The 14081-nt window shown below is 56.9% G+C and carries 12 protein-coding genes; 6 read left to right on the top strand and 6 right to left on the bottom strand.

Annotated features, from left to right (window positions below; genetic code table 11):
* The first annotated feature begins 197 nt into the window (after positions 1-197).
* A complete protein-coding gene (gorA, locus tag ACA063_RS15390; protein WP_497662324.1) occupies positions 198-1556 on the top strand; it encodes a glutathione-disulfide reductase in 1359 nt (452 codons plus the stop codon).
* Here the strand turns inward: gorA and ACA063_RS15385 are convergent.
* Positions 1553-2563 (bottom strand): DNA-binding protein, encoded by a 1011-nt coding sequence (locus ACA063_RS15385; RefSeq protein WP_497662323.1) that lies wholly within the window; start codon positions 2561-2563, stop codon positions 1553-1555. The genes gorA and ACA063_RS15385 overlap by 4 nt on opposite strands.
* A 184-nt stretch (positions 2564-2747) precedes the next feature.
* Here ACA063_RS15385 and ACA063_RS15380 point away from each other — a divergent pair, with 184 nt between their 5' ends.
* The 3 genes from ACA063_RS15380 to ahpF all read left to right on the top strand — a co-directional run bounded on the left by ACA063_RS15380 (position 2748) and on the right by ahpF (position 6268).
* Positions 2748-3686 (top strand): site-specific integrase, encoded by a 939-nt coding sequence (locus ACA063_RS15380; protein ID WP_497662322.1) that lies wholly within the window; start codon positions 2748-2750, stop codon positions 3684-3686.
* A gap of 330 nt (positions 3687-4016) precedes the next feature.
* Positions 4017-4580, top strand: coding sequence for an alkyl hydroperoxide reductase subunit C (gene ahpC, locus ACA063_RS15375; protein ID WP_497662321.1), 564 nt, complete (start codon positions 4017-4019; stop codon positions 4578-4580).
* A 125-nt stretch (positions 4581-4705) separates the two neighbouring features.
* Positions 4706-6268, top strand: coding sequence for an alkyl hydroperoxide reductase subunit F (gene ahpF / locus ACA063_RS15370; RefSeq protein ID WP_497662320.1), 1563 nt, complete (start codon positions 4706-4708; stop codon positions 6266-6268).
* A 237-nt stretch (positions 6269-6505) separates the two neighbouring features.
* Here ahpF and gloA read toward each other — a convergent pair whose 3' ends face one another.
* Positions 6506-7027: a lactoylglutathione lyase gene (gloA, locus tag ACA063_RS15365; RefSeq protein ID WP_497662319.1), complete on the bottom strand. Its 522-nt coding sequence runs from the start codon at positions 7025-7027 to the stop codon at positions 6506-6508.
* Positions 7028-7172: 145 nt separating this feature from the next.
* Between gloA and ACA063_RS15360 the strand changes: the two genes are divergently transcribed.
* Positions 7173-7697 carry a DUF4946 domain-containing protein gene (locus ACA063_RS15360; protein WP_497662318.1) on the top strand — a complete coding sequence of 175 codons (525 nt, stop codon included), beginning with the start codon at positions 7173-7175 and terminating at the stop codon, positions 7695-7697.
* A gap of 164 nt (positions 7698-7861) precedes the next feature.
* Here ACA063_RS15360 and ACA063_RS15355 read toward each other — a convergent pair whose 3' ends face one another.
* Both ACA063_RS15355 and ACA063_RS15350 read right to left on the bottom strand, forming a co-directional pair.
* Complete coding sequence (locus ACA063_RS15355) at positions 7862-8227, bottom strand: histone-like nucleoid-structuring protein, MvaT/MvaU family (RefSeq protein ID WP_497662317.1); 366 nt, start codon at positions 8225-8227, stop codon at positions 7862-7864.
* 230 nt (positions 8228-8457) lie between these two features.
* Positions 8458-9993, bottom strand: a complete 1536-nt coding sequence (locus ACA063_RS15350) for an EAL domain-containing protein (RefSeq protein ID WP_497662316.1) — start codon at positions 9991-9993, stop codon at positions 8458-8460.
* Between the two features lie 428 nt (positions 9994-10421).
* Here ACA063_RS15350 and hppD point away from each other — a divergent pair, with 428 nt between their 5' ends.
* Entirely contained in the window at positions 10422-11498 is a 1077-nt protein-coding gene (hppD, locus tag ACA063_RS15345) for a 4-hydroxyphenylpyruvate dioxygenase (RefSeq protein ID WP_497662315.1), read from the top strand.
* A gap of 125 nt (positions 11499-11623) precedes the next feature.
* Here hppD and rarD read toward each other — a convergent pair whose 3' ends face one another.
* Both rarD and ACA063_RS15335 read right to left on the bottom strand, forming a co-directional pair.
* The gene (rarD, locus tag ACA063_RS15340; RefSeq protein ID WP_497662314.1) at positions 11624-12505 is read right to left on the bottom strand and encodes an EamA family transporter RarD; all 882 of its coding nucleotides are present in this window, start codon (positions 12503-12505) and stop codon (positions 11624-11626) included.
* A gap of 370 nt (positions 12506-12875) precedes the next feature.
* Positions 12876-13889 carry an aldo/keto reductase gene (locus tag ACA063_RS15335; RefSeq protein ID WP_497662313.1) on the bottom strand — a complete coding sequence of 338 codons (1014 nt, stop codon included), beginning with the start codon at positions 13887-13889 and terminating at the stop codon, positions 12876-12878.
* Positions 13890-14081 lie beyond the last annotated feature (192 nt).

The raw sequence follows: 14081 nt of genomic DNA, 5'->3' as shown, positions 1-14081 counted from the left end.
GTAGGAGCTGTCGAGTGAAACGAGGCTGCGATCTTTTGATCTTTAAAAAAAGTCAAAAGATCGCAGCCTCGTTTCACTCGACAGCTCCTACACAGGGTTCTTCGGGTTTTGTAGGTCGGGTCCGTTCCAATATCGTGTATTGCGCTTGCCCGGCCGGCGTCTGCGGGTATGCTGTTGGCCTGCCGAGGAGATTGAAGATGGCCTACGATTTTGACCTTTATGTGATTGGTGCCGGTTCCGGCGGTGTGCGGGCTGCGCGTTTTGCGGCGGGGTTTGGCGCGAAAGTGGCCGTGGCGGAAAGCCGCTACCTGGGTGGCACTTGTGTAAACGTCGGCTGTGTGCCGAAGAAATTGCTGGTCTACGGCGCGCATTTTGCCGATGACTTCGAGCAATCGTCCGGGTTTGGCTGGACACTGGGCGAGGCAACGTTCGACTGGGCGACGCTGATCGCCAACAAGGATCGCGAGATCAATCGCCTGAACGGGATTTACCGCAACCTGCTGGTAAACAGCGGCGTGACCTTGCATGAAGGCCACGCCAAGATCGTCGATCCCCATACGGTCGAGATCAATGGCGAGCGTCATACCGCAAAAAACATCCTGATTGCCGTCGGTGGCTGGCCACAGATCCCGGAAATTCCAGGGCATGAACATGCGATCAGCTCCAACCAGGCGTTCTTCCTGAAAGAGCTGCCCAAGCGTGTGCTGGTCGTCGGCGGTGGGTACATCGCGGTTGAATTTGCCGGGATTTTCCAGGGCCTGGGCGCCGAGACGACGTTGCTCTATCGCGGCGATCTTTTCCTGCGCGGTTTCGACGGTTCGGTGCGCAAGCATCTGCAGGAAGAGTTGACCAAGCGCGGCATGGACCTGCAATTCAATGCCGACATCGAGCGTATCGAAAAACAGTCCGACGGCAGCCTGAAAGCGACCCTCAAGGACGGTCGTGAGCTGCACGCCGACTGTATTTTCTACGCCACGGGTCGACGTCCGATGCTGGACAACCTGGGGCTGGAAAACACCGGGGTCAAGCTCGACAAGAAAGGCTTTGTCGAAGTCGACGAACAGTATCAGACGGCTGAGCCTTCGATACTGGCGCTGGGCGATGTAATTGGTCGAGTGCAGCTGACGCCCGTCGCGCTTGCGGAAGGCATGGCCGTTGCGCGTCGCCTGTTCAAGCCTGAGCAATATCGCCCGGTGGATTACAAAATGATCCCGACGGCAGTGTTCAGCTTGCCGAACATCGGCACTGTCGGTTTGACTGAGGAAGAGGCGCGGGACGCCGGACACGACGTGGTGATCTACGAAAGCCGCTTCCGTCCGATGAAACTGACCCTGACCGAATGCCAGGAACGCACCCTGATGAAACTGGTGGTGGATGCCAAGACCGACAAGGTGCTGGGATGCCACATGGTCGGTCCAGACGCGGGTGAAATTGTCCAGGGCCTGGCGATCGCCCTGAAGGCGGGCGCCACCAAGCGCGACTTCGACGACACCATCGGGGTGCACCCGACTGCCGCCGAAGAGTTTGTCACCATGCGAACGCCTGTCGCGGGTTAATCGGCCTCTGCTGTGGCTGGCGCTGTCGCAACGACAGCCGCCAGTCGCACGCGCTCTTCGAGACTCGCCTGAGTCTTGAGCAATTCAATCTCCAGCATCTTGTTCGCCTGCGACTGCTCCTCGACGCTCTGTTTGAGTGACTGGCTTTCCAACAGTGCTGCGCGCAAGCGTTCCTGGAGGAGGGTGCGTTCGGTGTCGATCCGGTTGACCTGTTCGAGCAACTGGTCCTGCCGGCTGTGGGTTTGCTTGAGCTGTTCCTGCAGCAGGCTCAGTTCGCGCAGCGTTCCGCGGTTTTCCGTCAGCAGGCGCTCATTGTCGCGGTGCAGTTGCGTGATTTCGTCCTGACGCACCAGTGCGCTTTGCTGCGCCTGACGCAACTCCATCTGCACCTGTTGCACCTGTCCTTCGTGGCGTCGCTGTTCCTGCTCGCGTTGCTCTTTGACCGCGTTGCGGTAGTGCTCCAGAGCGTCGCGGGCGTGCAGATGTTTCTCTTCAAGGGAGCGGATCTGCTCATCCTTGTCTTGCAACCTTAATTCGAAATCGGCCAGCGCCTGGTTCAGTCCGGCGTTGCGGGTCTGTTCGGTTTGCAACAGGGCCACGGTGTTCTGCAGCGTGTCCGATTCCTGTGTCAGCGCCAGCGTCTGAATCTCGTACTGATGATGCAATTCGGTGTTGGCTTCCTGTGCCTGCGCCAGCTGCGCATCGAGTGCGTTCTTCTGCTGGTCGAACTGGGCACGAGCCTGGTCGATGGGCTCCTGAGCCTGTTCTTTGAGGCGCTGAGCAAGGCGAGAAACCAGCGCTGTCAGCTCGTCGTCGATGGGTTCGGACGGGGTTTCTGTGGGTTCGACGCCGTCATCCAGCTCTTTGAGATACCGGTGAATAGTGGTTTTAGAGCCGGTATTGCCCATCTCGATGCGTACTGCGTCGATGCTGGGATGCTCGCCCCGGGCAAGGATTGCCAGGCGTGCCGTTTGAACCACTGCTTTGTTGATGCCGCCGCGAGCCATGTGCTCTCCTACGATTACGTACTGTGGTGCGTACCACTAAAAACAGTAGTGTACCACGCTGATTGTAAAGTTAAATAAGGTAAGTTTATGATGCGGGATATACTGGTATTATCCCGTGTCATCGCATTTTCTAAGCGCTTTGACCCATATTTCCGTACGCAATACCCTGTGCAAGGCCGTTTCCATGAGTGATCTCGATCGATACCTGCAAGCCGCCACACGCGACAACACCCGTCGCAGCTATCGCGCGGCCATCGAACACTTCGAGGTCAGCTGGGGTGGCTTCCTGCCGGCAACTGCAGACAGCGTCGCGCGTTATCTGGTGGCTCATGCCGGTGTGCTGTCGATCAACACGTTGAAGCTGCGTTTATCGGCGCTTGCGCAATGGCACAACAGCCAGGGTTTCGCCGATCCCACCAAGGCGCCTGTCGTGCGCAAAGTGTTCAAGGGCATACGCGCGCTTCATCCGGCCCAGGAGAAACAGGCCGAACCTTTGCAGCTGCAGCATCTTGAGCAGGTGATCGCCTGGTTGGAGCAGGAAGTGCAGACCGCTAAATTAGAAAGCGATCAATCAGCACTGCTTCGAGCCCGGCGCGATACCGCACTGATCCTGATGGGCTTCTGGCGTGGCTTTCGCAGCGATGAACTGTGCCGCCTACAGATCGAGCACGTTCAAGCGAGCGCCGGCACCGGCATCAACCTTTACCTGCCTCGCACCAAGGGTGACCGCGAAAACCTTGGCAAGACATACCAAACGCCAGCGCTGCAGCGTTTGTGTCCTGTGCAGGCCTACATCGAGTGGATCAACGAAGCCGCGCTGGTGCGGGGCCCGGTGTTTCGGGGGATCGACCGTTGGGGTCATTTGAGCGAGGAGGGCCTGCACCCCAACAGCGTTATCCCGCTGCTGCGGCAGGCGCTAGAGCGCGCGGGCATCTCGGCCGAGCATTACACAAGCCATTCTCTTCGACGCGGATTTGCCACGTGGGCGCATCAAAGCGGATGGGATTTGAAGTCACTGATGAGTTATGTCGGCTGGAAGGACATGAAGTCCGCCATGCGTTATGTGGAAGCGAGCCCGTTTCCAGGCATGACGCGACTCACTGAAAAACCGCTCGCGCCCTGACGTTCCGCAAAACCTGTAGCAGCTGCCGAAGGCTGCGTTCGACTGCGCAGCAGTCGTAAACCCTGCGTGCACGATCCAGCTGACACACCGAGAGCCCGGTTTTGCGACTGCTGCGCAGTCGAACGCAGCCTTCGGCAGCTGCTACATGGAGCCTGTCGATGACGAAGATCAATCGGTCCCAAGAACCTGTAGATACCCATTTCTTCTATTAATACTCTCCGCTAATAGCCAAAACCAATCAGCAGCATGAGCTTTGCCAATGAGCCATCGGGGAATTGAATAGGTACGATTCATTCCATCAACTTTTCAACCCCTGACGGAGAGTCATCGATGCCTATCATCAACAGCCAAGTTAAACCATTCAAAGCTGACGCCTTCAAAAACGGCGACTTCGTAAAAGTGTCGGACGCTGACCTGAAAGGCAAATGGTCGGTCGTGTTCTTCTACCCAGCCGACTTCACCTTCGTTTGCCCGACCGAACTGGAAGACCTCGCTGACAACTACGACGCATTCCAGAAGCTGGGCGTCGAGATCTACAGCGTTTCCACCGACACCCACTTTGCCCACGCTGCCTGGCACAACACTTCGCCAGCCATCGGCAAGATCCAGTACACCATGATCGGCGACCCGACCCACACCATCTCCCGCAACTTCGACGTGCTGATCGAAGACGCTGGTCTGGCTGACCGTGGCACCTTCGTGATCAACCCAGAAGGCCAGATCAAAATCGTCGAGCTGAACGACGGCGGTGTGGGTCGTGACGCTTCCGAACTGCTGCGCAAAATCAAGGCTGCTCAGTACGTCGCTGCTCACCCAGGCCAGGTTTGCCCAGCCAAGTGGAAAGAAGGCGAGGCTACTTTGGCTCCGTCTTTGGACCTGGTCGGCAAGATCTAAGTCTGTGACACGCACCATCAGGGCGGTATCCCGCACCTAAGTAAGCTGCACCGCCCTCAAAAACGCCCGGGCGAGATTCGCTCGGGCGTTTTTTTTTACGAATTCAGAAAAAGGAAATCGCCCGTATGTTGGACGCCAATTTAAAAGCCCAGTTGAAGTCATACCTGGAACGGGTCACCCAGCCGATCGAGATCGTTGCCTCCCTCGACGACGGTGCGAAATCCCGTGAAATGCTCGAACTCTTGAAAGACGTTGCCAGTCTTTCCACACACATTACGTTGCTCGACAACGGTGACGATGCGCGCAAACCATCGTTCTCGATCAACCGCCCGGGTGCCGATATCAGTCTGCGTTTCGCCGGCATCCCCATGGGCCACGAATTCACCTCATTGGTGCTGGCCCTGCTGCAAGTGGGTGGCCACCCATCGAAAGCCAGCGCTGAAGTGATCGAACAGATCCGCTCCATCAAGGGCGAGTTCAGCTTCGAGACCTACTTCTCGCTGTCCTGCCAGAACTGTCCGGACGTGGTCCAGGCGCTGAACCTGATGGCGGTGTTGAACCCAAACATCCGTCACGTCGCCATCGACGGCGCGCTGTTCCAGGCTGAAGTCGATGAGCGCCAGATCATGGCGGTGCCGAGTATCTACCTTAACGGGGTGAACTTCGGTCAGGGCCGCATGGGCCTGGAAGAAATCCTCGCCAGGATCGACACCAGCGGTATCGAGCGTCAGGCGGAAAAAATCAGCGCCAAAGAAGCCTTCGATGTGCTCGTGGTCGGCGGTGGCCCTGCCGGTGCTTCGGCTGCTATCTACGCCGCCCGTAAAGGCATTCGTACCGGTGTTGCGGCGGAGCGTTTTGGTGGGCAGGTGCTGGACACCATGGCCATCGAAAACTTCATCTCCGTACAGGAAACCGAAGGGCCGAAACTGGCCGTGGCGCTGGAAGAACACGTCAAGCAATACGACGTCGACATCATGAACCTGCAGCGTGCCGACAAGCTGGTGCCGGGCAAGAATGGCGAGCTGCACGAAGTTCACTTCGCCAGCGGTGCGTCGCTGAAAGCCAAAACCGTGATTCTGGCGACCGGTGCGCGGTGGCGTGAAATGAATGTCCCCGGTGAGCAGCAGTACCGCAATAAAGGCGTGGCGTACTGCCCGCACTGTGACGGTCCGCTGTTCAAAGGCAAGCGCGTGGCAGTGATTGGCGGCGGTAACTCTGGCGTCGAAGCGGCCATCGATCTGGCGGGTATTGTCGCTCACGTGACCTTGCTGGAGTTTGACGTGCAACTGCGCGCCGACGCCGTCCTGCAGCGCAAATTGCACAGCCTGTCCAACGTGACGGTGATCACCAGTGCGCAAACCACGGAAGTGACCGGTGACGGTCAGAAGGTCAATGGCTTGCGATACAAGGATCGTCAAACTGACGAGCTGCGTACCGTCGAACTGGAAGGCATCTTCGTGCAGATCGGTCTGTTACCGAACACCGATTGGCTCAAAGGCACTATTGAGCTGTCGCCCCGCGGCGAGATCATTGTTGATGCGCGAGGCGAGACATCGATGCCGGGTGTGTTTGCTGCGGGAGACGTGACCACGGTGCTGTACAAGCAGATCGTGATTGCCGTGGGCGAGGGCGCCAAGGCTTCACTGAGCGCGTTCGATCACTTGATCCGGACGTCGGCCCCGGCATAAACGCCGAGGCTGAAAACACAAAAACCCCATGAGCGATCATGGGGTTTTTTGTGCTTCACACATTTCGAATGTGATGAATTGCCTTTGTAGGAGTGAGCCTGCTCCGGGCGGCGTTCCGACGATAGCCGAGGGTCAGTCAAATGGGTTGTTGGTGACCCACCGCTATCGTCGGAACGCCGCCCGGAGCAGGCTCACTCCCACGGGAATTGCGCTCCAGCATTTAATCTGTGATGCGGATTACATCGGCGCTGGCTGAATGATCTCGACCCAATAAGCATCCGGGTCCTTGATGAACGCCAGGCTCTTCATGCGGCCGTCGTTCAGGCGCTTCTGGAAATCGCAACCCAGCGCTTCAAAACGTTCGCAGGCAGCGACGATATCCGGCACCGAAATGCAGATATGGCCAAACCCACGCGGGTCGGTGTTGCCATTGTGGTAAGCGAAATCCGCGTCGTTCTCGGTGCCGTGGTTGTGCGTCAGTTCCAGAATGCCGGGAATCGACTTCATCCACTCGGTGCGCGAGGCAGCGTCGGCCGGGATCTGGTTTTTATCGACCAGCGCCAGGAAGTACAGGCTGAATTCGGCTTCCGGGAAGTCGCGCTTTTCAACCAGGGAGAAACCCAGGATGCGGGTGTAGAAGTCCAGTGACTTGGTGATGTCCTTGACCCGCAACATGGTGTGGTTGAAGACGAACTTGTGGGTCGCGGTGTCAGGTTGGGCGGTGACGCCAGGGAAGGTGTTCAATTCGTGCAGGCTCATGGGCCCTCCGGTAAATAAGTGGGGCTAACGAATGGCAGCAATGATACGCAAGGGTTGCGACATCACCAAACCCGAAGCGTGCGCTATTGCCTGATGGGCGGGCGCGGCTCAGACTTTACCGCTCAACCCCTGAGTGTTTAGCGCAATGTCCCGATTTCGTGTATCGACCCTCGTCTTGATTGGCGCACTGTCCACCGTGACCTGTGTTCACGCACAGACACCGGTGATCACCTGGCCAATCGGTTGGGAAATCGAAGCCATCGTGCCCGACGACGCAACGTCGAAGGTTTCGCGCCAGCGTGCAGTGAAAAACGATCAGGGCGGTACGCCGACACTGGTCATGGAGTTGACCATGACGCAGGTGGAAAGCGGGCATCAAGTCAACCTTGAGGGGGTGTTGCTGGAGATGCGCAAAGCCGTCCAGAAAGACTTCTTCCAGAGCGGTTATCAAAGTGTTTGCAACAAGATTCACGAGACGCGCTTGAGCCGTTTATCGGCACTGGAAACCACCTGCACCATCACCCAGAACGGGCGGCATGTGCTGTCGCAAACATTGGTTGCCGCGGTGGATGGCGATAAGGCCTATGTACTTTCGTATGCGGGGCAGGCAGAGGTTTATAAGGCGAGCCAGGAAGAAATAGCGGCGGCCCGCAACAGCTTGCAACTTTAACCGAAGGGGCAACGCGTTACGAGATCGATGATGTTTGGATGCCCAAAAGGATTAAGCCGAAAGTTAGTCGGGCACTATCGATTTAACGTTCTTTAGTCCATGTCTTTTAGAGTGTCCATGAAAAAGCCCTGCAGGGCAGGGCTTTGTTTTATCACTGCGAAGATTTAACCGCGCAGCCAGGCGTCAACGGTATCGGCACCGTATTGTTCCTTCCAGGATTTCAGGCCGCGGTGGTTGCCACCCTTGGTCTCGATCAGCTCACCCGTGTGCGGGTTCTGATAAACCTTGACCACGCGAGCGCGGCGGGTTTTAGGGGTTGAGGCCTGTTGCAGGCTGGATTTTGCCGGGTTCGGATCGAGAATGGCGATGATGTCGCGCAGGCTTTTGCCGTAGGTTTTCATCAGGCCCTGGAGCTTCTCTTCGAATTCGATTTCTTTCTTGAGCCCGGCATCATTCTTCAGGGATTCCAGCTGTTTGAGCTGCTCTTGAAGGGCCTTTTCGGCTGCACGAAATTCAGCGAGTCTGGACAATATATTTACTCCAATAGTGTGTTTGGCTAATACCAACCGCAACCAAAGCTATAAGCCAAGAGCCTTGAAGCGACTCGGTGATAGTGGCTCGCCCTGCCAATCTTGCACAGGCAACAAAAAGTGTAGTAGTTAATGCGCCAAGAGTAAATCATGATGTTTTCGTCATGTAACAACAGTGAATTTTTGAAGCACTTTGGTGCATTGTCTGGCCGTGTTTTTTAAGCCGCTAGTTAATGTTCACTTAATTTTTTAATGAACTCCTCGCCAGGCATCGGCCGGCCGAACAGATAACCTTGCAAATAGTTCACGCCGTGAGCAGTCAGGTAATCACTTTGCTCCTCGGTTTCCACGCCTTCGGCAACGATGCCCAGGTCGAGTTTGACCGAGAGCTCGATAATGCTGTCGAGGATGTGCCGGGACAGGGCATCGGCGCCAATCATGGCGACAAAGCTCTGATCGATTTTCAGAAAATCCACATTGAATTGGCGCAGGTAACCCAGGCTTGAGTGGCCGGTACCAAAGTCGTCGATGGCGATCATCACGCCAAGCGCGTGCAGCTGTTCGAACAGTTGATGCGTGATGGCCGTCGGCTCGATCAGTTCTCGTTCGGTCAGCTCAAGTACCAGGCTGATGGACCCCGGCGCGAAGTTGGCCAGGAACTCGCGACAATCCTCAACCAGTTGCAAGTCCTTGCAGTGGCGGGCGGTGATATTGATGCCGATATGGAACGGCGCCTCGAACGATCCTGACAGCGGCGCCAACAGCGCTGCAGTTTGGCGCATCAGTGAGCGAGTCATCGGCACGATCAACCCGGAGTGCTCGGCGAACGGGATGAACAAATCGGGTCGTACCAAGCCTTCCTTTGGATGGTTCCAGCGCATCAACACTTCGGCGCCGGACCACTTTTTGTTGTCGCCAAGAACCACCGGTTGAAAATAAGGAATGAACTCTGCGGCTTCCAGCGCGCGTTGCATTTCAACGCTGGGCGACGTCGAGCGCTTTTGCAGAACGTGTCCGATCAGCCCGGACACCACGCCGAAAAAAATCAGCAAACTGAACAGCGGCGGGTACTCGCTGAGCATGTATCGCCAGGTCTCACCTTCAGGAAACCCCGCCGCCACGGTGAAGGCATAACGCGAGGAGTTCAGCGTGGTTTGCGCCACCGGTAAATCGGGAAGAGGGCCTGCGTGGTATTTCCCGTCAGGCGACAGCCAGTTAGATCCTACTTGCAACAACAGTAGAGTTTTGCGGCCGATCAGCCGCAGTACGTTGCTCAGGTGATAGCCGTCCAGGGTGCTCAGCGCACCGCGTTGCCCCTCGCTGAGCCGATACACCAGCAGTGCAGTGCCGGGGGTGACCGGGTTGCCGTTCATGAGCCACAGTTTGCCTTCGGTGTAGTCTCCGGGATCGATTTTTTCGTTGATATCCCCGAACAGCGAACTGCAGTAAAGCGTGTTGTCCCTCACCAGGTTGGTCGAGCGCACAAACGGGCGGCGGGTGACTTGCTCGCGCAACGCCAGGGTGACTTCATTGCAGGGTTTGCCGGCCAGTGGCAACAATTGCTGCGCGGCCTGGGCGGTGTTGTCGAGCATCAGATCGAATTGGCGAACGGATTCTTCGGCGGTCGACCGGGTACTGTGCTCCAGTACGCGCTGCGCCTGCATATACAGCATGGCGCCCCCCAACAGCACTGGAAGCAGGCCACTGAGCAGGGTCACCGCAATCCGGACACTGCGTTTACGACGGGTTCTGACAGTTAATGGCATTTGTGAAACCTGGACGATGGAAGAGGGCTCTCAAATGCGGGCAGGACCACGACACACTTCCCTGAAGAGTTCAGCTAAGGCCCATGATAGTTGGCCTTTTCCGCTTGTGCCGGAGAACGTGATGCCAATTTCCGTTGCCACAAACCCCTTGCACACCAGGCGCGAAAGGGGATTTGATAGAGAAGGCGGACAAATATGTTTACGCTGTGTAGAATCCGGTTACGCATATAAGAATAATCGTCTTCTGGCAGCAGAAGCCTCGCCCGCATTAGCCTTGGGTCGACAATGAAGAGTTTTGGGTTCCAATTGATCTACGGTGATTTCCTCGCCCGCAGCGTGCGGGGTATCTCCTGCGCGCCACCCGCCGGTCTCAGCATTGCTAGCAACTAACATTTGTTAATTTCTAAAAGCATGATGAGGCGCCAACCATGGCAGATTTATACGAAAACCCAATGGGCCTGATGGGCTTCGAGTTCATCGAATTCGCATCGCCAACCCCGAATACCCTGGAGCCGATCTTCGAGATCATGGGCTTCACCAAGGTTGCGACCCACCGCTCCAAAGACGTGCACCTGTATCGCCAGGGCGCGATCAATCTGATCCTCAACAACGAACCCAACAGCGTGGCTTCTTACTTCGCGGCCGAACATGGCCCGTCGGTCTGTGGCATGGCGTTTCGGGTCAAGGATTCCCAGAAGGCCTACAGCCGTGCGCTGGAATTGGGCGCGCAGCCGATTCATATCGAGACCGGCCCGATGGAATTGAACCTGCCCGCGATCAAAGGCATCGGCGGTGCGCCGCTGTACCTGATCGACCGTTTCGGGGAAGGCAGTTCGATCTACGACATCGACTTCGTGTTCATTGAAGGCGTCGACCGCAATCCGGAAGGAGCGGGCCTGAAGATCATCGACCACCTGACCCACAACGTGTATCGCGGTCGCATGGCGTACTGGGCGAACTTCTACGAGAAGCTGTTCAACTTCCGTGAAATTCGTTACTTCGACATCAAGGGCGAATACACCGGCCTGACCTCCAAGGCCATGACCGCGCCGGATGGCATGATCCGCATCCCGTTGAACGAAGAGTCGTCCAAGGGCGCCGGGCAGATCGAAGAGTTTCTGATGCAGTTCAACGGGGAGGGCATCCAGCACGTGGCCTTCCTCAGCGATAACCTGATCGACACTTGGGATCGCCTGAAGAAAATCGGCATGCGCTTCATGACCGCGCCGCCAGAGACGTACTACGAAATGCTCGAAGGCCGTTTGCCGAATCACGGCGAGCCGGTCGACCAGCTGCAAATGCGCGGGATTCTGCTGGACGGTTCTTCCGACTCGGGTGACAAGCGCCTGCTGCTGCAGATCTTCTCGGAAACCCTGATGGGGCCGGTGTTCTTCGAATTCATCCAGCGCAAAGGCGATGATGGTTTCGGCGAAGGCAACTTCAAGGCGCTGTTCGAATCGATCGAACGTGACCAGGTTCGTCGTGGTGTGCTTTCCACCGACTAACTGAGCAAACGCTATACCTGTGGGAGCTAGCCTGCTAGCGATTGCGGTCTTTCAGCCAACATCAATGTTGAAACTGAAGATGCCATCGCCAGCAGGCTGGCTCCCACATTTGTTTTCTTTTGGGCCTAAGGCCGGCGCTGCCGCATCAAATGCTTGAACCCTTCAAACATCAGCACCAGCACCGCCATCCAGATCGGAATGTACGTCAACCATTCCCCGCCCTTGATACTCTCCCCGAGCAGCAAGGCGACCCCGAGCAACAGCACTGGCTCCACATAGCTCAGCAACCCGAACAGGCTGAACGGCAGCAGACGGCTGGCGATGATGTAGACCACCAACGCCGAAGCACTGATCACCCCGAGCATCGGGATCAGCAATGACAGCCACGGGTATTGATCGAACACGCCGAAGCCTTGTTCACCGCTCTGCACGAACCATAACGCCACGGGCAGCGTCAGCGTCATGTCGAGCCATAAGCCGCCGAGGTTGTCCGTTGCCAGGCGTTTGCGCAACACGAAATAAGTCGGGTAGCCGATGGCAACCAACAACGTCGCCCACGAGAAACCACCGACCTGATAAACCTCATTCACGACCCCGAGGCAGGCGAAAAATACCGCGATCTTTTGCAGGTAGGAGAGACGCTCGCCATACGCGATGCGGCCCGTCAGCACCATCGTCAGCGGCAACAGGAAATAGCCCAGCGACACGTCGAGGCTGTAGCCGTTGAGCGGCGCCCACATGAACAGCCACAGCTGCACGCCCACCAGTGCCGAGGACGCGATCAGGCCGGCGGCCAGTTTCGGTTTTGCGCCCAGACGCTTGACGATGTCGATCACGCGTTTCCATTCGCCGGAGACCACCATGAACACCGTCATGCAGGGCATGGTCAGCAGCATGCGCCAGCCAAAAATCTCCACACCGCTCAAGGGCGTGAGCAGGGACGTGTAGTAATACATGACGGCAAACAGCACAGAGGCTGTGACCGATAGAGCGATACCTTTAGACAACTTGTCCTCGCGAGGTTGAACGTGAAACAGGGGGCGGAGGATACGTGGTTTTAGCGATGAATATTGACCAACTGATCAACATAAATCCTCTGGGTCAGAAGGATTTTTGCGGATACACCGTTATGCCCACCATTTTGGCCCGACTCAATCCCTGTAGGAGCTGTCGAGTGAAACGAGGCTGCGATCTTCTGATCTTGATCTATAAAAAAAAACATCAAAAGATCGCAGCCTCGTTTCACTCGACAGCTCCTACAGTGGATTGATGTCGCACCTGTGATTCGTGCTTAACAAAAATCCTCTGTGGGAGTGAGCCGCCCAGAGCAGGCTCAGCACTACAGTTCGTCGGTGAGACATCCTGCCCGCGATGATCTCAAGCCGAACGCGATCCACGCCCCGATACAAAATGGCTTACATCGTTAAACCCCGGTGTCGATGCATGCCCCGGCGTCACCAGCGAATCAATAAACGCTTCATCCTCCGCCGTGATCTTCACCGCCTGGGCTTCGGTGTACGCGTCCCATTGTTCCTCGGTTCTCGGCCCGACAATGGCAGAGGTCACCGCACCATTGTTCAGCACCCAGGCAATGGAGAACTCGACGATGCCAACACCACGTCCCTGAGTGTAGTGCTGGATCTGCTGGGCGATGCGCAACGATTCCATACGCCATTCGGTTTCCAGAATACGTTTGTCGGCGCGGCCTGCGCGGCTATTGGCATCCGGTTTCGCATCAGGTGCGTACTTGCCACTGAGCACGCCACGCGCCAGCGGACTATAGGGCACAACGCCAAGACCATAATTGTGCGCCGCCGTGATCTGCTCGGTTTCCGCCTGGCGGTTGACGATGTTATACAGCGGCTGACTGATCACCGGCCGGTCAACGCCCAGCTTGTCCGCCACGCGAATCACCTCGGCAATACGCCAGCCCCGATAATTGGACAGGCCCCAATAGCGAATCTTGCCCTGGCGAATCAGGTCGCCAATGGCCGACACCGTGACCTCCAGTGGCGTGTTGTGGTCTTCACGGTGCAGGTAATAGACGTCCACATAATCAGTGCCGAGGCGAGTCAGGCTGGCGTCGATGCCGTTGAAAATGTGCTTGCGGCTGAGACCGCTGCGGTTCGGCACACCGTCCACCGGGCCGAAGCCAACCTTGGTCGCCAATACCCATTCGTGGCGATTGCCGGCGATGGCTTCGCCGACGATCTCCTCGGAACGGCCGTTGGTATAAACGTCAGCGGTGTCGATAAAGTTGATGCCCTGGTCCCAGGCCTTGTCGATGATCCGCAGGGAATCTTCGGTGCTGGTCTGTTCGCCGAACATCATCGTGCCCAGGGTCAGGGTGGACACCTGCAGACCCGAATGACCCAGCGTGCGATAGCTCATGACGAAATCCTTTTACCGGTGGGAAAGGCTCAATCAAATACCAGAACAACCGCACGGATCAAACTGATTTATCGAACACCCCCGAATCAACTTTGGGCGGGCTTGCTCGCGCCCACAGGAGGATTGTCAACCACCGCTGTATACATCCCCACCTGTCAACTCTGACAGTATCGACACTGAATAAAAAAGTGC

This window comes from Pseudomonas sp. LBUM1643 (genome assembly GCF_059716215.1).
The sequence above is the reverse complement of the archived record's forward strand: the minus strand, read 5'-3'. Positions and strand labels throughout refer to the sequence as shown.